Source organism: Nitratidesulfovibrio sp. SRB-5, assembly GCF_019931275.1.
In the GTDB taxonomy this organism is placed as follows: Bacteria; Desulfobacterota; Desulfovibrionia; order Desulfovibrionales; family Desulfovibrionaceae; genus Cupidesulfovibrio.
The window spans coordinates 543,487-570,438 of sequence record NZ_JAIOTY010000002.1 but is presented as its reverse complement, the minus strand read 5'-3'; the positions used below and the strand labels follow the sequence as shown (position 1 = coordinate 570,438).

Here is a 26,952-nt window from a genome sequence, read left to right as displayed (position 1 = left end):
GTGCGCAAAATTCTGGACACTACCTTTCAGTCGCTGCGCTCCCTCAACTGGCTAAAGCCATAACGCAAGACGCCCCGGCCAAGGCCGGGGCGTCCGTGTGTTCATGGTTTGCCGCCGGGGGCGGCGCGCCGGTTAGCTGTTTTCGGTGATGATCTTGTGGTTCAGGATGTGCTGTTCGATATCGTGCAGAGTTGTATCGGCGTTTATCACGTTTTCAAGGACGACTGTTTGCACGTCGCTGGCTCCATGATGCAGCTTCAGCACTGCATTGGTACCAACTTGCGCGATATCAAGCTGAATACCTGCCGTTCCAGCATCATTGTCCAGAAGGATATCCGCAAACCGCAGCACGTCGCCTTCGCCAGGGTTGAAGTCCTTCACCGTGTCAACAGCGTCCTTGGTGAAGTCTTCCGCGTTCCACATGAAGGTATCCGCACCATGAACGGTGTGATCGGCGTCGTCACCGTACAGGGTATCGCTGCCTTGGCCACCCACGAGGATGTCGTTGCCAGCATCGCCGTACAGGGTGTCGTTGCCCGCGCCGCCGTGCAGGGTGTCATGACCGGCATTGCCGTGGATGATATCGTTGCCGTAGTTGCCAAAGATGACGTCGTTGCCGCCACCGCCGGTCAAGGTGTCGTTGCCGGTGCCACCGAGGTGGAAGTGGCCACTGGAGCTGCTGTGCACATCCCACGCTTCGGGACTGGCCGACAGGTGCGTGCCCGTATCGCCGATGTGCACATTCAGGGTGGCGTAATCGCTGTCGGTTCCACCGGTCAGCTTGTACACGAAGGCGTCTTCGTGGCCGTTGGTGCCGGAATTGGCATGGTATGCATACTGACCAAAGGCGTTGATGGTTATGGTGCCGTAATCGCCGACAACGGTGTGGAACTGACCGTCGTTGGCGATGGCGAACCCGTTCACCTCCGTTATCAGGGCCGTCTGCCCGCCAATCTGGTCAACGTAGTCCGTACCGGCATGGTCGGTAACCACATTGCCCATGAGGGCCGCGCCCGCCGCAGCGTGGGAGAACACCACGTCATCCACGAATACCCGTGTGTAACCGCCGTTATCGATGCCGGTGCCATCCACAACCTTCAATCTCACGGTGTAGGTTCCGGCGATAGTAAAGAGATAAGCGAACTTGCCGGATGCACCTGTTCCGTCGACCGGGCAAGTAAACGGGGTATACGTCTTCGTTCCGCCCGGTCCTTCGATGACCACCTCGAACCTGTCGTCATCATGCTCGTTCAACGGGTAGCTGCCTTGCTGGAAAGGCACTGCCCGCCAATCAAAGCCCAACGTATCACCCGCAACCACGTCGAAGGTTCTGCTGCTTGTTACTGCGGCACCTCCGCCGTACTCCAACTGGAGCATGAGTTCCCTGTCACCACCGCCGACATTCTGCCGGGACACATCCCCGTAGTCGTCGTCATTGGTGCTCCAGCCATGATTTCCGGTATCAAACGTTTCCGTGGTCACGGTGCTGGTGCCCGGCAGGGCGGCAGCGTGGTTGTCGTGCGCCCACAGTTCGGCGGCGCGCAGGTTCAGGGTCAGGGTGGAGGAAGCGATCGAGCCGTCGCCGTCCTTGATCTGGTAATCCAGCTCCACGGAACCCACGGGGTTGCTGCCCGGCACGTAGGTGTAGGTGCCGTCGTCGAAGTCCACCGTCACCTTGCCCTTGTTGCCGCCAAGGTCAACCGTGTACTTGCCGTCAACATCGGCTGGGCTCGCAAGGTGTCCTTCGAAGCTGTACAGCTTCAGGCTGCCGCCAGTACCGGCGCCACCATCGGCCCCGGCGTTGTCGTTGGCGAACAGCGTACCGGTGACGGGCACGGTGGCAAGCAGTTCCGCCTTCAATTCCACCAGGTTGCTGATTTCCTTGGCCGGGTCGGTCACGGGCTGACCGTCGCGGTCCCAGGCAACCCGCTCAAGTTGGGTAATGTTACCGGTGGTAGCCATGCCGTAGGCGTACACGGTGTCAACGGGGGTGAGGTTCTTGAGGAAGGCATCCCACGCGGCAGCCTTTGTGCTGCCCAATGCGTATCCATCGTTGGGCGCGCCGTCGGACAGGAAGTACACCACCGAACGGTCCGCCGGGGGCACCCCGTTCATCAGGGCACCGGTGGCCGCGTCAAGGGCCGTGGTGTATCGCGTCCCGCCACCAACACTGCTGTTGGCGTCGGTGTTAACCCAACCCATAGCGTCGGTCTTGGCACTGCTGCCGGTGAACCAGTCGCTGGTGCGAGTGTCATCGTCGAAGTCCACGATGCGCACGTTGACCGCACCAAGATCCTTGTACGCCGCAAGCAGGGTGTCAATGCAGGCCTTGGCCAACTCGAACTTGGTTTCATAGCCACCCGGCCCATCGGGATCGCCACCGCCAAGACCACGATCCGGTCCCATGCTGCCCGACGAATCGAGCACGATGAGTACGGTGGTGGTCATGCCGCCGGAGTAGTCCTTCACATCCGCAACCGCCGTGGGATGGTCGTCAACGATGCTGACCACCAGGTCATGCGTAGCGGTCCCGGTGCTGTCCGTTGCCTTGATCTGCAGGGTTTCCTTGAAGTCCTCGTTGACGCCGTTGTGATCGGCATCAGGATTGGTGGCCGTCTGCGTCAGCGTATAGGTGTACTTCACCGTGTAGGCATCGCCTACATGATTCACGTCAGTGATGGTCAGCTTTCCGTGATCTGTCGAGATGTCCTGGTGAGCCCCATCGGGGAGCGCCAGATTGACGGTTCCAGTGCCGATCTTAAGCCCGGTCAAGCCGCTGGAACTCGTGATGGTGAACTGCCCATCCGATATCAGCCCGTTGTCCGGCCAACCGGAACCACCGGCAAGGTCCGCCTCGTAGACATGTCCTTCCGGAACCTCACCGATGCTCAGGATACGCGGTTCATCCGCACCATTCACGGTCACCGTCAGGTGCGCCTGCGAAGTGTCACCGTCGCCATCGGCCAGGGTGTAGGTGAAGGTTTCGGTGGGGTGATCCGAGGATGACAGGGCCTGCACCACCGTCGCATTATTATGCAGCGTGTAGGTGTAGGTACCGTCGGCGTTGACATGCAGCGTGCCGTACTTTCCGTCCACGTCCCAGCCGCCACCCGCAGCGGCATGCCCCGCATTTGCGCCGAAGGATATGGCTGTGATGTGGCCGTTGCCGTCCGCACCCACCGTGTCAGCCTGGGGCTGAGCATCCACAATCAGATTACCCTTGGCTTCGATCGGCCCAGTGCCACTGTCTTCCGTCACACTGTTGGCGTTATCGTATGCCTTGGGCACGTCGTCCACAAACTTGATGTCTCCGCCAAGATCAAGCCTCGCGCTCTTTTCCACAGTATCACCGTCGCCATCCATCACCGTGGCTGTGGCGACAAGATTAACAAGGTTCGAGGCAAGAGCCTTGACATCATCTGTATCATACCGCCTGCTTGGTGCATCATGATCAATTTCGGAGTACTGCGTCAGGGTTACCACACCCGTTGAAGAGTCCACCGAGATGTCGAACACCTTGCCACCGGCGATGTCAGATTCGGTACTGGTAGAACCGACAATCTTCCCTCCCACTTCGTACAGGTAGATCGATTTGCCGTCATGATCGAGTTTGGAGTCAACCAACCCGTCAGAAGACTTGAGGTCAAGACTGTACTTGATGCCATAGCTACCTGCTCCATCGGCCCCAAAACTCTTTTCCACATCGAACGCACCCGCAAAGCTGGCAAAACTCGTGGACACGCCATCCCCGATGGTATCCTTGTCATACGTGGTCAACGGTTTGTTCCAGCAATGCTCCAGACTCACGCTCAGTGTCGGGATATCATCTTCAAACCGGATGTTTCCGCTGATATCTACAGAATTGTGAGCCTCAACGCGATCTCCGTCACCATCTTTCACGGTAACGCTGACGTTCAGCCGGACAATACCATCATCAAGCGATGCGATATCCTTGCCCGCGCCTTCGTGGTCAATCTCGGAGTACTGCGTAAGCTTCACCTGTCCGGTATCCTTCACGGAAACAGAAAACACCGTGTTCCCGTCCGTGATGCCACCTGCAGAAAGTGCCGTTGAACCCACTATGGACCCATCCGCCACCTTGAAGAGGTAGATGTGTTGACCATCATGGCTAAGCCCGGAATCAACAAGCCCTCCCTCTCCGGCCAGCTTGGTAATGTCCAGCGTATAGTCCGTAGTCTTCGCGTTGTGGTCGGCGGCACCATCGGCACCCCAGTCTATTTCCACCTTAAAGGCTGCGGAGAAGCTCTGTTCTGAAGAGTCTTCACCTTCATGATGCCCCCGCTTGCCATCATAGCCCATTGTTTCAGCGTCTTGAGTGATAAGCGGATGCAGCGTTGCATTCGTAAGTGACACTGACACCGCAGGCATATCATCCTCAAACCTGATATTCCCCCCGAGATCAATGGTCTTGCTTGCGCTAGCGCTGTCGCCATCGCCATCCGTCACCGTTGCGGTACCGACCAGACCAATAAGCTGGTTACCCAAAGACTTATAGTCAACGCCCTGTTCCGCATGATCAATCGCCGTATACTGCGTCAGCGTAACATGTCCATCGACATCAACTGAAACCGAAAAAACCTTGCCGTCAAGAACGCTGTGCTCGCTACCCGACGACGATGTTGACCCGTAAACGACGCCATCGATCTCATACAGATATATCTTGTGATCATCATGTGTAAGTCCAGACTCCACTCTGCCATACTGCCCAGGATTACCCATGATGGTGAGCGCATATGACATCGACACAGACCCCGGCCCATCCGCACCATACCTTGGCACTGCGATGAATTCGTGCGAAAAGTCCATCTCAACAGAATCACTAACGCTCACTGGCTTGCAGTTCTCTCGCGTATCAATTGTTTCAGAATCCTGCGTGGTGAGTATCTTCCTTGAATCATCCCACGCGTACAGCACCACCTTTGGCACATCGTCCACGATGGTGATGGTCAGGGAGGCAAAGGCATGATCGCCGGTGGCGTCGGTAACCGTGATGGGAATAACGTCGCCGGTTTCGGTGCCGTCGGGGTAGTTGTGGTCCACGTTGTCGATCAGGACATACTTGTACGAAACGGTATACTTGTCCGTGGTCTCATCATGAAAGACGTCCGTAATCTTCAGCTTGGCGTGGGGATCGTCGCCAAGGCCGACAACCTTGCCGTTGTCGCCGATCAACAGCCAGCCCTCGGCCTTGAGGTCAGCGAGGTTATCGAACGACTTGCCGCCCACCGTCACTGACTGGAAGCCTTCGTGCTGCATGTCGATGACAAAAGACCCCGTAACCATCGTGTTGGCGTCGTGGTCAAAAAGCTCCGAACCGATTGCACCCAGCTTGAACAGCCCGGACTCGTGCACCACGTGTGCTTCGGTCGGCATGTCAATGTCGGGGGCACGCTCGGCTTCAATAATCTTCACGGTGAAAGAAGAACTGGCCGTGTCGCCGTCACCATCGGTAATGGTGTAGTTGAAGGTCAGCTTGCCATGCGCGCTGTCTGGCAGATCCAGCGGAACCTTCTGGGTAAAGGTCCAGTAGCCGGTAACCGGGTGAACCTGCAGAATAAACGCAATGTTCGAGGAAGATTCTGACGAGCGCGCGGCATCGTCAGAAGATTCGCTCATAATGTAGCCGACCAAGCGACCGGTGCCATCAGATTCCACCACAACTTGCTGGCCATCCAATGTCCAGATACCACTAGGTTCGGAAGAAGGCCCTTCTTCCGCAACCAGTGCCGCCGGCGTTGCCTCGGGAGTTCCGGAAGAGTCCGTAAGCCCTGCCCATGACAGGTCGAACGCCCCCATACCGTCGGCGCCGTACGTGAAATCGAGATCGCCATGGCCCACGCCGATCTCCGATACCATGTGGAACCCGACGTTCTTGATGTAGAAATCGCTGTTGTCGCCCGTCGTGGTATGGCTGTAATCAAGACCAATGACGACAACCCGGTCGAAGAAGGGCAGCTTGGCGAAACTGAAACTGTCACCCCAATCATCAGCTTCCAGGCGCTTCGACGCGACAAGCTCATCGCCAAGGAAGAACAGGACCTTGCCCAACTCTCCATCGGGCCTGGCTTCATTCCCGTAGAACGCCCCGGCTTCCAGCTTGAAGGCGTCGGCTACGCCGTCCAACTTGAAGACGACACCTTCCTGCTCATGGAACATCTTGTCGTCACGGTAGCCCAGTTCGTTCTCACGATCGGGCGAATCGCCGGGCACGGCATTGCCGTCATAGGTCACGCCAAGGCCGTTCTTGCTGAAATACGGGGTACCGCCATTCACGCGCAGATCAGCGATAACGCCATTATCCAACCATTCCCCGGCATTGTGAGATGTCAGATCGAACTTCGTCCAGAACTCATGCTGCGATCCACCACCGCGCTCGTTGTCGTTACCGTGGTCATGGTCATATGGAGACTCATGCAGCGGCATGACCTTGCCGTTCGCATGCAGCCACGAGTAATCGTCACGTCCCTCTTCGGAATCCACCTTGCCTATCAGCGGCGCATCGTCCGCTATAGTCACCACGATAGTGCCACTGGCGGAATCACCATCCGAATCAGTAATAGTGACAGGAATACTTTCGTTGCGGTCTTCCCCGTTGGGGGCAAAGTGATCGCTGCTGCCCGTCAGGGTATACCTGAAGGTAATGTTGGTGCCGTCAAAGCCGGTCAACACCATGTCGGCGTAGGCGTCCTGTGCGCCCAGATTCACCACCAGCGGACTGCCGCCCGCCTGCAGCGCGGCAAGCTGCGCGGCAGTGAACGTGCTGCTGCCTACGGTCAGGCTGCCAATGCCGTCGGGTGCGGTAATGGCGAAAGAACCCGTAACTATGGTACGCCCCGAATCCGTATCCTGATACGTTGCGCTACCGTCGTTTCGGTATCCTTCGAAATCAAGGTCGGATTCGAAAACAGTAAATGCCCCGGTGGTCAGAACCAGGGTGGGCACGGTGTCGATGAGCGGGGTAGCCGCATCCTCGATGCCCGGCAGGGCCTGCACGCCGAAGGTGGTGGTGCCCAGCGGGTCCAGGCGGTCCACGCCGCCGATCAGGTTGCCTGCGTCGTCGGTGTAGTCGCCCACGCCGCCGCTGCCCGCGGCAGCACCCGCGCCGGGACCGGCGGCGGGCAGCAGGTCTTCGCGCAGGGCCGCAAGAAAGGCGTCGCCCGGCAGCGACTGGCCGTCTTCAAGGTTGAAGGCGGGCAGTTGATGGGATTCGAACAGACCGAAAAAGTTGGAAAGGACGATGCGGCCGCCGTTCTCGAACAGGAACACGAGATCCTGGCCGGACTGCTCCAGTTGTGCCGCCTCGGACGGAAAGGCCATATCCAGCGCCGCGCCAGCAATGTTGTCGATGACAATCTGCTGGTTTGCCTGCGGTTGGTTCAGCTGGATGTGGCGGGCCGCCGTTGCGGCACCAGTGGTGGTGTTCTGCGTAACCATGGCTATCTCCCCATGTTGGCGAAGGCGCGCTGCGACTCCGACCTTGCGTTGTGCGGGAATGCCGTTCGGAATCCGATTCCGGGCGCGCCCCGCCTGCGTTCAGCCTGTTATCCGGTGTTGCCGCATATCGTCCGGCTTTTCCGGAATGCCCATTTCCATCCGTAAATTTGTTCCGGGGCTCGTTGGCAATCCTGATTTACCCATGAATATCGAACAGTTTCAGAGCCCCTTGCTGCACGCACCCGGCAATCCGGCTGTGTCCGGACAAGCCGGATTCGGGTGTGTGACTAACGACATCTTTGCAACAGGAATGCCAAGCCTGTTAGCCCAGTATTACAAGCGTATTACGCAACTATCCGTGACGAGTCGGGGCATCCGGGCCGTCCGGATGCCCCGGGGTGTGGCGGACTACCTCAGCCATGCGCCTCCGGACGCCATCTCGACGCCCCCGGACACCCTCCCGACGTCCTCGGACGCCCTCACGGAGCCCCCCGGATGCCCCCCGGATGCCCCCCGATGCCCCCTGACGTCCCCACGGAGTCCTCACGGCCCATCTGCGCGGCCAGCCCCACATGTACCACCCTCCCCTCCCATACACACGCCTGCGCCCACGCCGTCATCACCAGGGCTTCTCCGCGTCCGCCATGCGCAGTTCCGGCCACCAGTCCGCCAGCAGGCCAGCCCGCCGCCGTGGCTTGACAGCTTCGCCGCACGGGGCCTATCCATGGACCTTCAGGTGTCCATCGGACTTGATAGGGAATCCCGTGCAAATCGGGAGCGGACCCGCCGCCGTAAGCCCGCGAGAACGCCTGCTCCCCAGCGCGCCACTGGATCATGATCCGGGAAGGCCGGAGCAGGTCGGGCAAGCCGGAAGACCTGCCTGACGCGTCATCGGCCATGCCCGGAAGGCAACGGGGCTTTTGCCCTTCCGGGACCGGCGGCCACGATCCGCGCGCCCGCGCCTGCCCGACCGCACACGCCGTGTCCCTGCGTCCACCGTGATCCGCAGGACCCGCCGAATGCCCGGCCCGCGCCACTGCGCATCCCTCCGTGCGCCCGCCGCCTTGCCAATTGCCCGCCTGCCTCCCTCGGAGGTTCCCATGCTTCTCGTGCCTTCCGGCCTGCCCGCCCTGCGGCGGGATGCCCTGTCGCGCGTCCTTTCGCGCGTTCCGTCATCCGCCTTCTTCCGCTCCCTTTCCCGCACCCTGCCACTGCCACTGCCACTGCCAGCGGCCCGGCTGCTCCCCCTGCTGCTGGCCCTGTGCCTGGCCCTGCCCTTTGCCGCCCAGGCCGGTCACGGCAGCGAGGCCGCCCGCAAGGACGGCATCCTGCTGGTGGCCTTCGGCACCACGGTGGAAGAAGCCCGCCCCGCGCTGGACAACATCGAGCGGCTGGTGCGCGCCGCCCATCCCGGCGCGGACATCCGCTGGGCCTGGTCGGCCCGCAAGGCCCGCGCCTCGCTGATCAGGGAAGGCAAGCCCGCCGCCTCGCCCCAGCAGGCCCTGGCCGACATGGCCGAGGAAGGCTTCACCCATGTGGCCGTGCAGTCGTTCCACACCATCACCGGAGAGGAATTCCACGGCCTGCTGACCACGGCAAAAGCCATGGAGGGCCTGCCCAAGGGACTGACCCGCATCACCGTGGGCCTGCCCCTGCTGGGCTCCACCGACGACGCCGAATCCCTGGCCGTTGCCCTGAAATCGCTGCTGCCCAATGAGCGCAAGCCCGGTGATGCCGTCATCTTCCTGGGGCATGGCAACCCGCACCACCCCGCCTCGCTCAGCTACCCGGCCATGCAGTACTACCTGACCAAGGCCGACCCGCTGTTCTTCGTCAGCGTGGTGGAGGGTTCGCCCTCGTTCGACGAGGTGATTGCCGCCCTGGCCGCCCGCAAGGTGCGTACCGCATGGCTGGTGCCGCTGATGGCCGTGGCGGGCGACCACGCCCGCAACGACATGGCGGGCGACGATCAGGAATCGCTGGCCTCGCAACTGCGCGAACGGGGCATCACCCCGCGCCCGGTGCTGCGCGGTACCGCGTCTTCCGATGCCATCGTGTCCATCTGGCTGCGTCACCTGGACGTGGCCCTGAAACAACTGGACCAGTAATGCACAACGCCACCGCGCCCCGGTCAGTGCCGCCACAGGCATGGGCCGGGGCCGCGCGGCCCCGCCGCGCCCTTCGCATCATCCTGCTGGCCGCCCTGTGCTGGGCGGCCACGGTGGTGCTGGCCTGCCTGTTCGGGCCGTTCCACATCGCCGTGGGCGACGTGTTGCGCGCGCTGGCCGAACTGGCGCTGCCGGGCGGGCTTGCGGATGGGGCGGGCGCCACGCCCGACGCCACCCACATGCTGGTGGTCACCCGCATCCGCCTGGCCCGCGTCTGCCTGGCCCTGCTGGCGGGCGGCGGGCTGGGCGTGGCGGGCACGGTGTTTCAGGGGGTGCTGCGCAACCCGCTGGCCGACCCGTTCACCCTGGGCGTCTCCGGCGGTGCGGCCTTTGGCGCATCGCTGGCGCTGACCCTGGGCATCGGCCCGCTGGCCGCGTGGCTGACCGTGCATCTGCCAGCGTTCGCGGCGCTTTCGCCCCAGGCATTGCTGCCGCTGGCCGCGCTGGCCGGGGCGCTGGCCTCGCTGGGCGCGGTGTTGCTGCTGGGCGGGGCGGCGGGCGGCGGCTTTCGCCGCGAAACCGTGGTATTGGCCGGGGTGGTGGTATCCACGGTGCTTTCGGCGCTGGTTTCGCTGGTCAAGGCGCTGGACGAGGAATCCGTGTCCAGCATCGTTTTCTGGATCATGGGCAGCCTGCAAGGGCGCGGCTGGGCGCACGCGGCGGTGCTGCTGCCGTGGCTGGCGCTGGGGCTGCTGCTGGTGCTGCCGCGCTTTCGCGAACTGGACATCCTGGCCCTGGGAGACGTGCAGGCCCGGCAACTGGGCATGGATACGGCTCGCGTGCGCCTGCAACTGCTGGTGGGCGCCAGCCTGATCACGGCGGGCTGCGTGGCGGTGAGCGGGGTCATCGGCTTCGTGGGGCTGGTGGTGCCGCATCTGGCGCGTATGCGCCTGGGCGCGGCGCACGGGCCGCTGCTGGCGGCGGGATGGTTCGGGGGCGGTGTGCTGCTGGCCTGGGCCGACGTGCTGGCCCGCACCCTGCTGCCCGGCGGGGCGGAACTGCCGGTGGGCGTGGTCACGGCGCTGCTGGGCGGGCCGTTCTTCTGCCTGCTGCTGGTACGCGGGGGTCGCGGCGCGGCAGTGCGCACTGGGGGCACGCCATGATCGAAATTTCCCGCGTGCATGCCGGGTATGGCGATACGGGCGACGTGCTGCGCGACGTCTCACTGTCCGTGCCCGCCGGAGAACTGGTGGGCCTGCTGGGGCCCAACGGCAGCGGCAAGACCACCCTGCTGCTGGTGCTGTCTGGCGTACTGGCGCCGCGTTCCGGCACGGTGACCCTGGACGGCGCACCCCTGCACCGCCTGCGCCCGCGCGAGCGCGCCCGGCGCATCGCCGCCGTGCCGCAGCGCCCCGAACACATCCCCGACCAGGACGCCCTGTCGCTGGTGCTCATGGGCCGCTACCCGCACACCACCCTGCTGCGCGGCTACGGCCCGGACGACCACGCCGCCGCGCTGGCCGCCCTGCGCGACACCGGCTGCGCCCACCTTGCGGCGCGCGGGGCGCGCACCCTGTCAGGGGGCGAACTGCAACGGGTGCTGCTGGCCCGCGCGCTGGCCCAGGGTGCGGACACCCTGCTGCTGGACGAGGCCACCGCCGGACTGGACGTGGCCCGCGCCCTGGACATTCTGGACCTGCTGCACGCCCGCCACCGGGCCGGGGCGCGTATCGTGGCCGCCGTGCACGACCTGAACCTGGCCGCCCTGTACTGCACCCGCCTGATATTCCTGAAGCATGGCCGCGTGGTGGAAGATGGTCCGGTGGAACGCGCCTTTACCGCCGCCGTGCTGTCCGAGGTATACGAGACCCCCGTGACGGTGCAGCCCCACCCGGTCACCGGCACCCCGCAGGCCTGTTACGTGCCCGGGGCATTCCGGATGGACATGCGCGCGGGGCTGCCCGCGAACCCGCCGGAGGCTGCACTGCCAGACCCCACGAAAAGCAAGCGCTCACCATATTGTCACGCTGCGCCGCTTCCGGAACCTGCATTGCCACTGTCCGGCTTTTCCGGACACGCGCATCCCCGCCCCGCAACGCCGCCCGCGCGCTGCGGTGAACCCGAAATTTCCGCGCAGACCACGCCCCTTCCCACGGGGACACAGGATGACTGACCGCATGCGCACCTTCGTCCGTCAGGCCGCCACCACCGTTGCGACAACTCCCCCCCATCGCCCGTGCCGGACGCTGGCCGTGGCCCTGCTGGCCGCGCTGGCCATTGCCTTCGCCTTGCCCGCCGCTGCCCGTGCCGGGCAGGCCACCGGACAATCCGGCGTACAACAAAGCCAACAGCCCGAAAGACGGGCGGACGGTGGTGCGACCGGGCGGGCGGACGGGCAACCGGCCAGACAACCGGACAGGCAGGCAGACGGACCGGTGTCCATCACCGACGACACGGGGCGTGAAGTGCGCCTGCCCCACCCCGCCCGGCGCATCGTGGCCCTGTACGGGGCGTTCAACGAACTGCTGGCGGCCATGGACATGACGGACCGCGTGGCGGCGCGCACCGCCGCAGACGAGGAACCCGCCGCCATTCGCGCCCTGCCGGTCATCGGCACGCACATGCGCCCCAGCCCGGAGATGGTGGCCGCCGTGGCCCCGGACCTGGTGTTGCAGATGGAGGGCCGTCGCGAAGCGGGCGAGGCCGTGGAAGGCCTGCGCGCGCTGGGCATTCCCGTGGCGGTGTTCCGGGTGGGCTCGTTCGGGGAATTGTTCGGCGTGCTGCGCCGCATGGGCACCCTGACCGGCGAGCCGCAACGCTCCGCCGCGCTGGAAGCGGCCCTGCGCGCCCGGCTGGACGCCGTGGCCGCGCGGGTGGCCCACCGCCCCCGGCCCGCCGTGTTCTTCGAAGTGCGCCACACAAACCTGCTGGCCGCCGGGGCCGATTCCATCGTCACCGACATCATCGCCCACGCGGGTGGCCGCAACTGCGTCACCGCCGAAGGGCGGGTGGCCCGCCTGAGCGAAGAGGAGTTGCTGCGGCTCGACCCCGCCGTCTACCTGCTGCAACGCGGCCCCATGAACCCGGAGCCGGAGCCGCCCGCCACGCGTCCCCATTACGCAACCCTGTCCGCCATACGGAACGGCCGCGTGCGTGAAGTGGACGAGGCGCGGTATTCCCGCCCCGGCCCCCGCGCCGTGGATGCCGTGGAGGAGCTTGCCCGCTACCTGCACCCCGATGTATGGGGCACCACTCCGGTCACACCCGCGACCGACCACAAGCAGGCTGCCCCCTGAATCCGCGGCTTGCCCGGATCAATGGCTTGCCCGGCCCAACGGCTTGCCCGGCCCAACGGCTTGCCCGGCACAACGGCTTGCCCGGCCCAACGGCTTGCCCGGATCAATGGCTTGCCCGGCCCATGACCTGTTCTGTCCGTACCGACAGCGTCCTATCCCAAGAGGTTTTTCATGCCCGCCTTCAATGATACGCCCCGGCCCTCCTGCGGCACCCTGTTCGGCATCGGCGTCGGCCCCGGCGAGCCGGACCTGCTGACCCTGCGCGCCGTCAACGCCCTGTCGCGGGTGCACGTGGTGTTTGCCGCCTCGTCCACGCGCAACGACTATTCGGTGGCGCTGGACATAGCCCGGCCCCACCTGCCCGCCGACGTGCGCATCGAGACGCTGGGCTTTCCCATGACCCGCGACAAGGCCGCCCTGGCCGCCGCGTGGGAATCCAACGCCCGCGCCGTGGCCGACACCCTGCGCAAGGGCCGGGACGCCGCCTTCCTGACCCTGGGCGACCCGCTCATCTATTCCACCTTCGGCTACCTGCTGCGCACCCTGCGCCGGGTGGCCCCGGACCTGCCCGACGACGCGGTGCAGGTGGTGCCGGGCGTCACCTCGTACCAGGCGGCGGCCGCCCGCACCCGCACCATCCTGTGCGAGGCGGACGAAACCCTGCTGCTGGTGCCCGGCGTGAACGGCACGGACAAGCTGGCCGCCGACGTGGCGGGCGCGGACAATGCCGTGATCCTGAAGGCATACCGCAAGTTTCCGGAAATCCGCCGGGTGCTTGCCGAGCAGGGGGCGGCGGAACAGGCGGTGTTCGTCTCCCGCCTGGGGCTGCCGGGCGAGATCATCGCCCCCACCCTGGCCGATGCCCCGGATGCGCCGCACTACCTGACCCTGCTGCTGGTGCCCAAGGCCCGCACCGGCGACGATGCTGGCGACGATACCGGCGAGGCGTAGCCCCTCTCCCGGCTCTCTTCCCCATCCCGCAAGGCCGAAGGGCCGCCCGTTTCCTGCGGGCGGCCCTTGTCTGTATGAAACGGGGCAAAATCGTCCAACTTCGATTTCCCCTGCCCCTCCGCATTTCCGCCGTCCTGCCATCCGGGTTCCTCGCGCACCCTGCGCGCCCTGTCTCCCCTTTCCCAACCGGCTTCCACCGCTGTCCCGCCGTGGCCCTGCACGGCGGGGGGCTGTGCGGTGAAGACGGAACGCGAAACAAGATGTTGCGGCGCTGGCAAGGAGTGGATTGGGGGGCGAAGGGAGTGTACTCGCGTACATGACCGAGCCCCCCAATCCACTGACGCCGCCAGCGCCACAGAAGCTGTTTCCGCTCCGTATGCATCGCCATCACCCCTCTCCTGCCCTCCGCTGCCCTTTCCCATGCCTTCCCGGCTTGCCCCACCCGCGCCTGTCCTTTCCGTTCCCCGCTCCACCACAAGCACCAACGGGCCGCCCGGCATCGCCGGACGGCCCGTCCCTGTGCATCCATATACATGAGGGCGCGTCCCGCCCTATCCCCGCTTCAACTGCTCCACCAACTGCCGCAACTCCTGCCCCATGCGGGCCAGCTCGCCCACGGCCTGGGACGATTGCTCCATGACTTCCGCCGTCTCCGCCGCGATGCGGTTCACTTCTTCGGTACCCCGGTTGATCTCCTCGCTGGCCGCGGACTGCTCTTCCGCCGCCGTGGCGATGGCACGCACCCGGTCGGCGGTTTCCTGCACCACGTCCACGATCACCCGCAGCGAATCACCGGCCATGGTGGCCAGTTCGGTGCTGCGGCCCACGGACATGGACGCCTCTTCCATGCCCCGCACGTTCTCGCGCGACGCCCCCTGGATGGCCCGTACGGCGTCGCCCACCTCGCGCGTGGCGTTCATGGTCTTTTCCGCCAGCTTGCGCACCTCGTCGGCCACCACGGCAAAGCCGCGTCCGGCATCGCCCGCCCGCGCCGCCTCGATGGCGGCGTTGAGCGCCAGCAGGTTGGTCTGGTCGGCAATGTCGCTGATCACGTTCAGGATATGCCCGATGGATTCGGCCCGGTCGCCCAGATCATGCAGGCTGCCCCGCAGCAGGGCGGCCTTGTCGTTGACGTCCTCGATGGCTTCCACCACCGAACGCACGATGCCCTCGCCATCTTCCGCCTGGCGGCGGGCCTTTTCCGCATTGTCCGCGGCGGACGAGGCGTTGCGGGCCACCTCCATGACCGTGGAGTTCATCTCTTCCATGGCCGTGGCGGTCTCTCCGGTGCGCTCGCGCTGCACGTCGGCGCCCCGGCTGGCCTGCTCGATCTGGGCGGCCAGTTCCTCGGACGCGGAACCCACACGGTCCACGATCACCTCCAGCCGCGCCGCAGCCTGCTGCATGCCCTCGCTCTTGGCGCGTTCGGCCTCGGCGCGGGCGGCCTCGGCCTCGGCCATGGCCTGCCGGGCCTGCGCCCCCTGCTCCTCTGCCTCGCGGGTCTTCTGTTCCGAGGTGGCGATCATGTCCTTCAACCGATCCACCATGGTGCGCAAGGCGTTGGCCAACGTGCCGATCTCGTCCGAACGGGCCACGTCCAACTGCCGCGAAAGATCGCCCTCGGCCACGGCGCTGGCGAATTCCACGCCCTTGCCCAGCGCGTTCACGATGTTGCGCACGATAAGAAAGATCACCGCCCCCACCAGCAGCAGGATGGCCGTGGTGGCGGCCACGCTCACGTTGCGGATGGCGGCCACCGGGTCTCTGATGTCGCTTTCGTCCACGGTGATGCACAGGATCCACTTGGTGGAAGGTTCCTCCACGAAGTACGCATACTTGGTGATACCTTGCCACGGATAGACAATGCTGCCCGTGCGCTGCTCCAGCACCTTCCTGCCCCAGTCCAGCTCACTGATGTCGGTCTTGAGGATCAGCGAGGCGTCGGGGTGGGCAATGACCTTGCCGTTGCCCGCCACCATGAAGGCATAGCCTGTCTTGCCGATCTTGATGGGATTGATGAATTCCCTTGCGTACTTGGCAAGGTCCACCGAAGCGTACAGCACGCCCGCCACCTTGCCGTCCACCTTCATGGGCACTGCCAGCACCACCACGGGCGTGTTGGTGGTCATGCTCATGAGCGGCTCGGACACGGTGGCCTCGCCCTGCATGCCGCGCTTGAAATATTCACGGCTGGCGCGGTTTTCCTTGCCGACGGACTCGTCCAGATTGCTGGCCACCACGATGCCGTCCGGCCCCAGCACGTTGATCACCTGATACACGTCGTAAGAGGCCACCACCTGGCGCAGGGCATCGTTGGCGCGCCGCACCACGGCGGCCCTGTCGCCGCCCGGCGGCACCCGCAGCACGTCCAGCAGCACGTTGCGCATGGCCTGCGTGGCCATATCCTCGCGCTGGTCCCGGACGCGCCTGTCCAATTCGCCCGCGGCGGCGCGGACCATCATTTCCGACTGGGCATTGATGGCCTGGTGCAGGGCGTCTTCCGACACGGAATACGACAGCCACGAGGACACCACCATGCCGATGAGCACCAGCCCCAGCGTTGGCACAAGGAAACGGTTGCGAAGATTCCAGCCCATGGAGCACCTCGCCTGTTGCAACCCTCCCCCGAGAGTAACGCATCAGATCCTGATGGCGCCAGCGTAGCACACTGTCCATATTGGCGATAGGTCCACGCCGCAAAAAATATCACAAAGAAAAAGGAACGGGGCCGGACACTTCCGGCCCCGGAAACATGGCAAGGGAAAGAACAGACGGGGCACCCCCGTGGCATCGGCAGGTTCAAGTCCGCTGCCGACAACGCCCCGACCGCACGCCGCGTCAGGAACGGGGGGTGGCCATGGCCTCCAGGCTCCACGAAGTGGCCCGAGCCAGCACGTCACCCATGGCCGTCTCGAAGGCCTCGGCCACTTGCGGCAGGGCGGACCCGGCGGCGGGGCAATCGCGCCCGATGGAGGTAAAGGCCACGATGCGCCCGGTCTTCAGGTCCACCAGGCGCAGGGCCAGCTCCACCTCGACCAGGGGCGCGGCACCTTCAGCCATGCGGGTATTGAAGCGGCGCAGGTCGGTCATCAGCCGGTAGTCGGGGTAGATGCCCGCCGATTCCTCCGCCGCGCCGTCCAGCCGCCCGGCCCGCTCGAAGGCTTCCACCAGCAGCCGCTGCACCAGGCGCGGAGCCGGGCTGGTCCACTTGGCCCCGGCATAGTAACGCACCTCGCGCCCGTTCTCTCCCCCCAGCACCAGCACGATGCGGTCGGTATCCAGCATGCGGCTGGTTTCCGGCAGGGAGATGGCCAGTTGCAGATGCACCGCGCCGCCCGCGTCGGGGCCGGGCATGGCCGGGGCCAGCAACAGGTGGGTGGGTGCGGGGCCTGGGTCCAGTACGCGGGCACAGCCGGGCAGTACGGCCAGCAGCAGGGCGAGCAGCAATATCCAGGGCCGGTGCTTCCGGCGGACGGCACGGAGGGCGCCCGCGGCCAACGCACACAAAGGGGAAGCGGACGGGCACGGAGTGGAAACGGACATCATCGGGCATCATACTCCGGTACGGGGTTGCCGAACAGGAAACGGCGGGGGTCGCTTTCCACCTTGTGGGCCAGCCGGTCCAGCGTGCCCACCAACTGGCGCGCCTCGGCCAGCAGGCGGCGCATGTCTTCCAGCCCCTCGCCCGAAAACTTGGCCACGCCCGGCTCGGCGCGGGCCACCATGCCGTCCATGCGCCGGGCCATGTCGCCCACGGCGCGGGTGGATTCGCGCAGGTCGGTGCGCAGGTAGTCGCGCATGTCGCCGGTGGCGCCTTCCAGCCCGGCGGATGCGTTGGCCAGGCGCCGGGTGGTCACGTCCAGGTTCCCGATGATGCGGTCCATGGCGTCTGCCCGGGCGGCCAGCCGCGCGGTAAGCACGTCCAGCGATTGCAGGGTCTGCGCCAGCGCCCGGCGGTTCTCGTCGTCGGCCATGCCCGCGATGCGCTGGATGAGGTCGCGGCTGTCGGAAACCACGGCGGGCAACCCGGCAAACAGGGCCTCCAGCCGCGAAAGCTGGGCGGGAATCACCGCCACCTCTTCACCGGAGTGCGGCTTGAGCAGCGGGCTGGTGGCCGTGCCGCCGGAAATCTGCACCACGGTCACGCCGGTGATGCCGCGCGCCTCCAGCGAGGCCATGGAATCTTCGCGCACGGGGGTGTTGGCCGCCATCTCGACGCGCACCTTGACCCGGCCAGGGTCGGTGGGGCTGATGGTGATGGCCTTCACCGACCCCACCTTCACCCCGTTGAACAGCACGTCGTTGGCCACGCTGAGGCCGGAAACGTGCCCCGTGAAATTGATGTCGTACTGCACGAGGTCCACGCCGCTGCCGCGCCCCGCCGTCCACAGGATGAAGGCCAGCGCCCCCACCACGGCCATGAGCGTGAACACCCCGACCAGCACGTAGCTTGCCCTGATCTCCATGTCATCTCCCTTGGGCCGGGGTCTGCCCGGCATGTGCGCCCCGGTCCGCGTCCCCGGGCACACCAGGCGCGTCCCGATCCGTGGCTCCGGACACCCCGGCGGCCACGCGTCCGCGCGGCCCCGTGAAATATTCGCGCAGCCACGGGTGGTCCACCCGCAGCAGTTCCTGAATGGTCCCCACCGCGTAGATGCGTTTTTCCGCCAGCACGGCCACCCGGTCGCATACCGCGTACAGTGAATCGAGATCGTGGGTAATCATGACCACGGTCAGCCCAAGCGCGTCGCGCAGGTCGGCGATCAGCGCGTCGAAGGCCGCCGCGCCGATGGGGTCCAGCCCCGCCGTGGGTTCGTCCAGAAAGACCACCGCCGGGTCCATGACCAGGGCGCGGGCAAGCCCCGCGCGCTTGCGCATGCCGCCGGAAAGTTCGGACGGGTATTTCAGCGCCGCCTCCGGCGCCAGGCCCACCATGCGCAGCTTCAGGGCGGCCACGTCATCCATGGTTTCGGGCGGCAGGTTGGTGAACTCGCGCAGGGGCACCTTGATGTTCTCGATGACCGGCAGCGACGAGAACAGCGCCCCGTCCTGGAACAGCACCCCCCACTGGCGGCGCACCGCGCGGCGCGCGGCCTCGTCGGAATGGGTGATGTCCACCCCCAGCACGCGCACGTCGCCCGCCTGGGGGCGGCGCAGCCCAAGGATGGTGCGCAGCAGCACCGACTTGCCGGAACCGGAACCCCCGATGAGCCCCAGCACCTCGCCGGGCCACACGTCCAGGTCCAGGTTCTCGTGCACCGTCACCGTGCCGAAGCGGTTGGTGATGCCACGCAGCGAGATGATGGGCGCGTCCGTCACCCTACACCCCCAGCGACATGAACAGGATGGCGAAGCCCGCGTTGGCCACGATGACCAGGAAGATCGACTCCACCACCGCCTGGGTGGTCAGCCGCCCCACCGACTCCGCGCTGCCGGTAACCCGAAAGCCCTGGAAGCACCCCACGATGCCGATGATCAGCGCGAAGAACGGCGCCTTGACCAGCCCGGTGACGAAGTTGGCCAGCCGGGTGATCTCCTGGAAGCGCACGGCGAACGCGCCGGGCGATATGCCCAGCGACAGCCACGAGGCAATGCCCCCGCCCAGCACGCCCATGAAGTCGGCGATGAAGGTGAGCACCGGCAGCATCAGCACCAGGGCCACCACGCGGGGAATCACCAGCACCTCCATGGGGTCCAGCCCCATGGAGCGCATGGCGTCCACCTCTTCGTTGGCCACCATGGCCCCTATCTGGGCGGTGAACGACGAGCCGGAGCGCCCCGCCACGATGAGCGCCGTCAGCAGCACGCCCAGTTCGCGCAGGGTGGAAACCTCTATCAGGTTCACCACGAACACCTGCGCCCCGAAGCGGGTGAACTGCTCCGACCCCATGTACGCGGTGACCAGCCCGATGAGGAAGGTCAGCAGGGCCACGATGGGCACGGCCTGAATGCCGGTCTGTTCCATGTGGTGCACGATGGACACCCAGCGCAGCCGCCACGGCCGGGCCACCGCCGCCGCCAGCGAAACCAGGAACATGCCCAGGAAGCCGATGATGGCGCGGGCCTGTTCCAGTTCCTCCACGATGGAGCCGCCGATGGCGTTCAGCGCGCCCACCACGGGAGATATGCGGCGTGCGCGCGGCACCGCGGAAATGTCGATGGCCCGCACCCGGTCCAGCAGCATGGACTGGCCATGGTCGGTCACGTGCCACACCACGCGCGCCCCAGCCGTCGCCATGCCGGCGGCGGCCCGGCACAGCAGTTGCGCACCGGCGGTATCCAGGCGGGTCACTTCGGCCAGGTCCAGATGCACCACCGGGGCATCGCCCTGCGCCGAACAGGCGTTGCCCACCTCGGCGCAGCGGCGCAGCAGCCGGGCGGTCATGCGGCCGATGGAGGCCACGTCCCACACGCCGGAAAAGGTGAGCACCAGTTCGCGCGCGCCCCCGCCCATCCCGTCGTCCATCCCGTCGATGGGGCCGGGCTCCACGCACGACGCGGCAGGCGTGCAGACCAGTCCCGGCTCGTGCTGCCCGGCGTGGGCGTCCGGGTCGGGACGCCGGTAGTCGCCCTTGAGGGTGGGTTCTCGGAACGGGGGAACGGTTTCACGCATGCGGGCAATCTACCATGCCCCATGGACCGCGCCAAGGGTGCCTGACGCAGCCAGTCCGAAAGGAAACGGGCGGGAAGAGGCCGGAAGGTGTCGAAAGGTGCGGAAGGTGTCGGTACTGGCCGGGGCCACGCGCCACATGCGTGCGGGCGCGGCAACAGGAACGTGGCCGGGGGCGTGAACGCGGCGCGCGAGGCAGGCGGGAGGGAGTGAACGGACGGAACGGAAGAATATGCGGCGGCGGGAAACACCCGGAACGCGCGACCAGCGCGGAGAGCCGCGCGGCCAAAGCCCGCGCGCGACATGTACTGCCCGACGTTGAAACCCGGGTGGCTACAACCGGACAGCAGCCCCGGACAACCGGAACCGGACAGCCGGAGCCGGGCGGCGGCAACCCGAAGGTGCCTTGCCGGTGGCTACCCTGCGGCGGCTATTCCACGTCGTCGTCGTACCATTCGTGCTCGTAGCCGTCGGTGAGCTTGTAGCTGCGCACCTGCAACAGCAGCTCGCCGTCCTTTTCGCGCACCATGCCCACCACTTCCACGTGGGCATTGATGTGCGCCGCAAGGTCGGCCCCGGCACCGCGCGGGACGATGTGGAATTCGGTATCCCCGGCGGACACGGCCACCTTGGCGGCCATGTCGTCGTGCCCTTTCAGGGTGAGCGGCACGATGTACCCCTGAACAGTCCTGATGCCTTCCATAGTATTCACAGATAACTCTCGCGCGAACGGGTAAGGGCCCGCCTTTCGGACCCACACAACACTGCGGAATATTACCCCTTTCCCAAAAACGCAAGTGTTTGGCGGGGCGGATGTGCAAAAAATTTCCTGCCCGAAAAAACACAATTCATTTCAAGCTATTGCAAGCGCGATTTTGCACGCGCCACGGCTGGCGCAACCCGCCCCGGCCCTAGCGACATGCCCCCGGCATCAGCCGAAACGGTGCGCGGCGATGGTGGCGCCCATGGCCCTACAGGCGAATACCCGTTCCCCCGCGTCCGCACCGGCGGCCCCGGCAACCACCATCAGCGGCAGCAGATGGTCCTCGCGGGGATGCGCATCGCGCGCGGCCGGTGCGTCCTGCCAGCGGACCAGGGCATGGTCGCGCCGCCTCGGGTCCGCATCCGTGATCGTGGCCGTGAGCCAGGCGTCGAACACGTCGGAATCCGGCAGGGGCTGGTTGTCGGCCCGGCGGAAGGCCCGCATGTTGTGATAGCTCATGCCGCTGCCAACCAGCAGCACGCCCTGGTCGCGCAGGGGGGCCAGGGCGCGGCCCAGCGCAATGTGCGCCGCCGGGTCCAGGTCGTGGCGCATGGATATCTGCAACGTGGGAATGGCGGCCCGCGGCCACGGCAGCAGCAACGGCACGAACACCCCGTGGTCGAAGTCGCGTTCCGGATCTTCGCCCAGGGGAATGCCCGCCCCGGCCAGCAGTTCACGCACGCGCGGGAACAGATGCGGCGCGGGCGGCGCGGGCCATTGCAATTCGTAGGTGTGCGGCGGAAAGCCGTAATAGTCGAACAGCAGCCCCGGATCGGGCGTGGTGGCCAGGGTGAAGTCGCGCTCTTCCCAATGGGCCGAGATGACCAGCAGGGCGGCGGGCGGCTCCGGCAGCGATTCTGGCAGCGCGCGCAGCCATTCGGCCAGCGGGTTCCAGGTGTCGGGCGGGGTCCAGTCCATGAAGAAGCAGGGACCGCCGCCGTGCGGAATGTAGAAAACGGGCTGTCTGGCCATGGCTTCACCTCGTTGCATCCGGCAGGAACTGCCTGCCGGAAAATGCGCCGGAAAATACCGCCCGGAAAATGCCAACGGACACGCCACGCCGCACCACAAGGGCGCAGCGCCGTGTCCGTCCGATGCCCCGCGCGTGACGCGCCAAGCAATGCCGAACCACCGATGCCGACTAGATCCTGCGCCCCAGATACGCGGTATCCACTCCGTACAGGTGCGAGGCCTGCGGCGCGGATTCCCCGTTGTCCTCGTCCACCACCGAATACCCGGTGACGTCAAGGGTGAAGTAGCCATCCTCGATCTGGCTGGCAACGCCTGTCACCACCACTTCCAGGCCGTCCAGTTCCAGGTCGGTGACGCCCCGCAGCAGAAAGATGCGGTCGTCCATGGTTTCCAGCAGCGGGCCGTCGTCGGTCACCACCACCACGCCGGTCACCACCACCTCGGGGGTTTCCGGCCCCATGGTCATGCCCGTGGCGCGCGCCGCCGTTCCCGCAAGCATCCAGTTTGCCAGCAGCACCAGCAGCAATGCCGCCGCCAGCAGCACCCCGCTCCGCGCGGGCACCGCCGCGCCGCACATCCCTTCCCGTATCCGCGCCTTCATGATCCTGCCCTCTTCCTTGCGCACTGTCCTTGCCCCAGCCCCTGCATGCCATCCTTGCGCCCCGGAACTTCGCGTCCGGCACGTCCTTCGGCGGCCCTAGCCCGCCGCGTCCAGCACCGTGAACTCACGCACCGTGAGCAGCAGCCGCCCGTCGCGCGCCGTCAGCCAGCCCGTGGCCGTCACCTTGCGGCGGCACAGCCCCAGCAATTCCCGATGTTCCGCCACGTTGCCCACCACCAGTTCGCGCTCGCGGTCATCGGCAATGAGCACCCCGGCGACCTCGAAATCCTTGCCCCAGGCATCCGGCAGCACGTACCCGGTGACGGACACCAGCGATTCGCCTTCCCGCCCTTGCGGGCCCTGCGCCGACTGCACCGACTGGGCCGACTGGGCCGACTGGGCCGACTGGGCCGACGGGGCCGACGGGGCCGACGGGGCCGGAATGCCTGCACCGCCCATGGCGTCGGCGGGCTTCCCGAAGCCATCGGAAAGCCCGCCGCGCGGGTCGGAAGCCGATTGTCGTGACGTGACGGGCACAGAATCCGTGGCGCTCACGCCCTTGTGCGGGTATTGCCGGAAATCCATGCCAAAAGCTCAGCACTTTCCGCGCCATATCGGCAAGATGGCGCTCTTTCTAGATTTTTTGTATAGGCATCGCTAAAACAAGAACTATAAATTCTTGTTTTAGCGAGTTGTGCGTTCACCACGCCACAAAATGCGCCCTAACCTGTCATTGCACATTGATATACACGCAAATAACATACTGTATGTAAAGGTAACATACAATAACAAGAACTATCAGTTCCTGAAAAATAAAAAAGGAACTTGAAGTTCTTTTTTCGCCCCTTCCCAAAAACCACAGCGCGCCATGGCGGACGTTGTTCCACCATCGGCGCGCCGCATGCAGGGCATGACCGGGCATTCCGTAATTTCCATGGGGGGGGGTGCTGCCGCAGCGGACGGGGCCTAGCCGCGCAGCTTGTAATCTTCCTTGCGCAGTCCGTGCCGGGTCATCAGCTTGTGCAGTTGCCGGGTGGTCACCCCGGCCAGCGCGGCGGTGCGCTGCACGCTGCCCCCGCACTGGGCCAGCGCCCGCTCCAGATAGGCCCGTTCGAACACGTCCACCGAACGGCGGCGCGCCTCGGCCAGGGGCAGGGTGGTGTCCACCGTGGCCAGCCGCCCTCCCCCGCCGGGACCGAAGAACTCCGCCGGAAAGCTGTCCGGCGTAAGCACGGTGCCGCTTTCCAGAATGCAGGCGCGCTCGATGAGGTTTTCCAGTTCGCGCACGTTGCCCGGCCAGTCGTAGCCCATGAAGGCGTCGATGACCTCCGGATGGATGGACCGGATGTCCTTGACCATCTGGGCGTTGTAGCGGCGCACGAACAGTTCGGCCAGCAGCAGAAGGTCTTCCTTGCGCTCGCGCAGGGGCGGCACGTCCACGGGAAACACGTTGAGCCTGTAGTACAGGTCGCGCCGAAAGCGCCCCTGCGCGCACAGCGCGGCCAGGTCCTCGTTGGTGGCGGCAATGACCCGCACGTCGGCCCGCAGCACCGCCTCGCCCCCCACCCGCTGGTAGGCCCGGTCTTGCAGCACGCCCAGCAGCTTGATCTGGGCCGACTGGCTGACGGTGCCTATTTCGTCCAGAAAGATGGTGCCGCCCTCGGCGATTTCGAACTTGCCCGGCTTCTTGCGCACGGCGCCGGTAAAGGCGCCCTTCTCGTGGCCGAACAGTTCGCTTTCGATCAGCGTGTCCGGTATGGCGCCGCAGTGCACGCTGATGAACCGCCGCGTGCGCCGGTTGCTGTGGTTGTGGATGAGCCGGGCGATGAGGCTCTTGCCGGTGCCCGTCTCGCCCGTGAGCAGCACGGTGCTGCGCGTGCCCGCCACCAGCCGCACCTTGTCGAACACCTCGCGCATGCGCGGGCTGTTGGTGTGGGCCAGGTCCACCGCATCGCCCGCCCAGTGGCGGTCGCGCAGGTAGTCCAGTTCCGAACGCACCAGCGCCGATTCGTGCAGCTTCTGGGCGACAAGGCGCACCTCCTCCTCCAGCAGGGGGTACGGCAGGTAGCCCCCGGCCCCGGCCTGCACCGCATCCACTGCGTGGCGCACGGCATCGGCTTCCGCCAGCACGATGATCTCGGCGGAGGGCACCCGGCGCTTCACCTCCCACACCGCCTCGTGCAGCACCCGGCGCGAGGGCTCGCGCCCTTCCAGCAGCAGGCCGAGGTCGATCATCACCATGTCCAGCGCACGCCCCGTTGCCTGGGCCAGCGCCTCGGCCCTGGTGCGGCAGGGAATGACCGAAACGTCGCCGGAAAAGCTGGTGCGCAGCACATGCAGGGCGTCTTCGTGGGGGGTGACGGCGAGCAGGTATTTCATGCGGTCCTCGTTGCCCATTCGCCTATGGGAAGCCGGGCCGGAGCGCAACCCCCGCGACGGGGCGCCGTGCTTCCGGCCTGACGTTCCATTTACCTTTCTTTACATTTTCATTGGGAATCCATAGGCTGCATCAATCAAAAAACCGGAGACGGCACGGCCGACGCTGGGGTTGCATCGTGCCTGTCCGCAGGACTTCGGAGGTTCGCATGTTCACGCGCCGCTTTCACGGACAACGTGTTGCCGCCGCCATGTTTGCCCGTCGGCACCTGCCGCCGGTCACCCTGCTGCTGTTGCTGCTGGCCGCAGCCCTTGTGCCCGGCATGGCACGGTCGGCGCACGCCGCCGACGCCGATTCCGTCATCGGGGCCGTGGATGACGCCATGCGCCAGGCCGACCGGGCGCGCGACGCCTATGACCGCGTACGCTCCTCTGGCGACCGCGACGCCATTTCGCGCTACGAGCGGGACTGGCGCGATGCCGAATACAAGCTGGAAGACGCCCGCATCGAAAACCTGTCGCGCGAATCGGGCATGTCGCCCTCGCGCATCCGGGACATGCGCGAATCGGGCATGGGCTGGGGGCAGGTGGCCAAGGAGGCGGGAGCGCACCCCGGTTCGTTGGGGGTGGGCCATTCCAAGGGCAAGAAGGGCGGCTGGAACCGCGACGACGACCGCAACCTGTCCCGCGACTACTATCGCGACCGGCACGACAGGCAAGACGGCGACCGCGACGGCAAGGGCCCCAAACATGACGACCGACAGGGCAAGGGCGGCAGGCATGGCGACCGCCAGTCCAAGGACGGCAGGTACGATGACCGCCAGTCCAAGGACGGCAGGTACGACGACCGCCAGTCCAGGGATGGCCGGTACGACGACAAGCACGCCAAGGGCGGAAAGCCCGGCAAGGGTGGAAAGGACAAGGGCGGAAAGGGCAGCGACGACTACCCGTATGACGACAAGGCAAAGGGCAAGGGCCAGAAGTAGCCTGCGCCGGTGGGAATGCTGCGCGCGGCAACCGTGCGGCACCTTTACAAGCACACGGGCACGCGGCTAGGCTGCGCCATTGTCCCCCATGCACCCGACGGACCGCCGCCGGGCCCCTTCCCACACCCCGCATCAGGAGCGCGCCAATGGCCCAACGCACCGCCATCATCCCCGCCGGGGCCCCCGCCCCGGTTGCCCCCTATTCCCCCGGCCTTGCCTGCGGGGGGCTGTTGTTCGTCTCCGGCCAGTTGCCTGTGGACCCGGCCACCGGCACCTTCGTGGAAGGCGACATGGGCGCGCGCGCCCGCCAGTGCCTGCGCAACGTGCAGGCCGTGGCCCAGGCCGCCGGCGCCGACCTTGACCGGGTGGTCAAGGTCACCGTGTTCCTTACCGACCTTGCCGACTTCGCGGCCATGAACGCCGCCTACGGCGAATTCTTCACCGCGCCCTTCCCGGCACGCTCCACCATCCAGGTGGCCGGGCTACCGCTGGGTTCGAACATCGAGATCGAGGCCATCATCGACCTGCCGTAACGGGCCACGACGGCCCCTGCCCGCGCGTTCACGATGCACGGCGCGCCCTGCCGCCCCATGGGGAAGGCCGGGCGCGCCGCCGCCTTTCACCGCCTTCCACGGTGGTCCTTCCACGGTCCCACCCGATCCATCCCCCGCCTCCCCACGGTGGCCCTTCACGGGCATCCCGTCGCCCCACGGGTACGCGCCCCCCTGCGGCGCAATCCACTTTTTCCGGACAATCGGGAAGGCTCCCCACCCACCCCCATTGACCTCCCATCATGATGGGGATATCTCCTGTTCATGAAAATGATTTTCAACA

Annotated in this window: 18 protein-coding genes and 1 riboswitch; of the genes, 7 read left to right on the top strand and 11 right to left on the bottom strand. The window is 65.9% G+C overall.

The annotated features are described in order from the left end of the window. Window positions 1-132 precede the first annotated feature (132 nt). Window positions 133-7,455 carry a DUF5801 repeats-in-toxin domain-containing protein gene (locus tag K6142_RS09905; RefSeq protein WP_190245401.1) on the bottom strand — a complete coding sequence of 2,441 codons (7,323 nt, stop codon included), beginning with the start codon at window positions 7,453-7,455 and terminating at the stop codon, window positions 133-135. Between the two features lie 717 nt (window positions 7,456-8,172). Next, a riboswitch (cobalamin riboswitch) is annotated at window positions 8,173-8,354 on the top strand. Between the two features lie 201 nt (window positions 8,355-8,555). On the opposite strand from K6142_RS09905, the gene K6142_RS09900 reads away from it, so the two are divergent. The 5 genes from K6142_RS09900 to cobI all read left to right on the top strand — a co-directional run bounded on the left by K6142_RS09900 (window position 8,556) and on the right by cobI (window position 13,810). Next, the gene (locus tag K6142_RS09900) at window positions 8,556-9,563 is read left to right on the top strand and encodes a sirohydrochlorin cobaltochelatase (protein WP_190245402.1); all 1,008 of its coding nucleotides are present in this window, start codon (window positions 8,556-8,558) and stop codon (window positions 9,561-9,563) included. Continuing rightward, the gene (locus K6142_RS09895; protein WP_223380823.1) at window positions 9,563-10,726 is read left to right on the top strand and encodes a FecCD family ABC transporter permease; all 1,164 of its coding nucleotides are present in this window, start codon (window positions 9,563-9,565) and stop codon (window positions 10,724-10,726) included. Before K6142_RS09900 ends, K6142_RS09895 begins: the two co-directional genes overlap by 1 nt. Then, complete coding sequence (locus K6142_RS09890; protein ID WP_223380822.1) at window positions 10,723-11,736, top strand: ABC transporter ATP-binding protein; 1,014 nt, start codon at window positions 10,723-10,725, stop codon at window positions 11,734-11,736. The genes K6142_RS09895 and K6142_RS09890 overlap by 4 nt, the downstream gene beginning before the upstream one ends. 4 nt (window positions 11,737-11,740) lie before the next feature. Next, window positions 11,741-12,859, top strand: coding sequence for an ABC transporter substrate-binding protein (locus K6142_RS09885; RefSeq protein ID WP_223290429.1), 1,119 nt, complete (start codon window positions 11,741-11,743; stop codon window positions 12,857-12,859). Between the two features lie 171 nt (window positions 12,860-13,030). After that, complete coding sequence (gene cobI / locus K6142_RS09880) at window positions 13,031-13,810, top strand: precorrin-2 C(20)-methyltransferase (protein WP_190245609.1); 780 nt, start codon at window positions 13,031-13,033, stop codon at window positions 13,808-13,810. Between the two features lie 551 nt (window positions 13,811-14,361). Here cobI and K6142_RS09875 read toward each other — a convergent pair. The 10 genes from K6142_RS09875 to K6142_RS09830 all read right to left on the bottom strand — a co-directional run bounded on the left by K6142_RS09875 (window position 14,362) and on the right by K6142_RS09830 (window position 25,135). Beyond that, window positions 14,362-16,407 carry a methyl-accepting chemotaxis protein gene (locus K6142_RS09875; protein WP_190245608.1) on the bottom strand — a complete coding sequence of 682 codons (2,046 nt, stop codon included), beginning with the start codon at window positions 16,405-16,407 and terminating at the stop codon, window positions 14,362-14,364. A 241-nt stretch (window positions 16,408-16,648) separates the two neighbouring features. After that, a complete protein-coding gene (locus tag K6142_RS09870; protein WP_223290428.1) occupies window positions 16,649-17,257 on the bottom strand; it encodes an ABC-type transport auxiliary lipoprotein family protein in 609 nt (202 codons plus the stop codon). 95 nt (window positions 17,258-17,352) lie between these two features. Beyond that, window positions 17,353-18,276, bottom strand: a complete 924-nt coding sequence (locus tag K6142_RS09865; protein WP_190245607.1) for an MlaD family protein — start codon at window positions 18,274-18,276, stop codon at window positions 17,353-17,355. Between the two features lies 1 nt (window position 18,277). Further along, window positions 18,278-19,129 (bottom strand): ABC transporter ATP-binding protein, encoded by an 852-nt coding sequence (locus tag K6142_RS09860; protein ID WP_190245606.1) that lies wholly within the window; start codon window positions 19,127-19,129, stop codon window positions 18,278-18,280. Between the two features lies 1 nt (window position 19,130). After that, window positions 19,131-20,423 (bottom strand): ABC transporter permease, encoded by a 1,293-nt coding sequence (locus K6142_RS09855; protein ID WP_190245605.1) that lies wholly within the window; start codon window positions 20,421-20,423, stop codon window positions 19,131-19,133. 427 nt (window positions 20,424-20,850) lie between these two features. After that, complete coding sequence (locus K6142_RS09850; protein WP_012612635.1) at window positions 20,851-21,123, bottom strand: hypothetical protein; 273 nt, start codon at window positions 21,121-21,123, stop codon at window positions 20,851-20,853. Between the two features lie 228 nt (window positions 21,124-21,351). Continuing rightward, on the bottom strand, window positions 21,352-22,155 hold the full coding sequence (locus K6142_RS09845; protein WP_190245604.1) for a DODA-type extradiol aromatic ring-opening family dioxygenase: 804 nt from the start codon (window positions 22,153-22,155) through the stop codon (window positions 21,352-21,354). Window positions 22,156-22,324: 169 nt separating this feature from the next. Beyond that, the gene (locus K6142_RS09840; RefSeq protein WP_190245603.1) at window positions 22,325-22,756 is read right to left on the bottom strand and encodes a hypothetical protein; all 432 of its coding nucleotides are present in this window, start codon (window positions 22,754-22,756) and stop codon (window positions 22,325-22,327) included. 96 nt (window positions 22,757-22,852) lie between these two features. Further along, window positions 22,853-23,341: a hypothetical protein gene (locus tag K6142_RS09835; protein WP_223290427.1), complete on the bottom strand. Its 489-nt coding sequence runs from the start codon at window positions 23,339-23,341 to the stop codon at window positions 22,853-22,855. 381 nt (window positions 23,342-23,722) lie between these two features. Further along, window positions 23,723-25,135, bottom strand: coding sequence for a sigma-54-dependent transcriptional regulator (locus K6142_RS09830; RefSeq protein WP_190245602.1), 1,413 nt, complete (start codon window positions 25,133-25,135; stop codon window positions 23,723-23,725). A 206-nt stretch (window positions 25,136-25,341) separates the two neighbouring features. On the opposite strand from K6142_RS09830, the gene K6142_RS09825 reads away from it, so the two are divergent. Continuing rightward, entirely contained in the window at window positions 25,342-26,118 is a 777-nt protein-coding gene (locus K6142_RS09825; protein ID WP_190245601.1) for a hypothetical protein, read from the top strand. Window positions 26,119-26,264: 146 nt separating this feature from the next. After that, window positions 26,265-26,651, top strand: coding sequence for a Rid family detoxifying hydrolase (locus K6142_RS09820; protein ID WP_190245600.1), 387 nt, complete (start codon window positions 26,265-26,267; stop codon window positions 26,649-26,651). Window positions 26,652-26,952 lie beyond the last annotated feature (301 nt).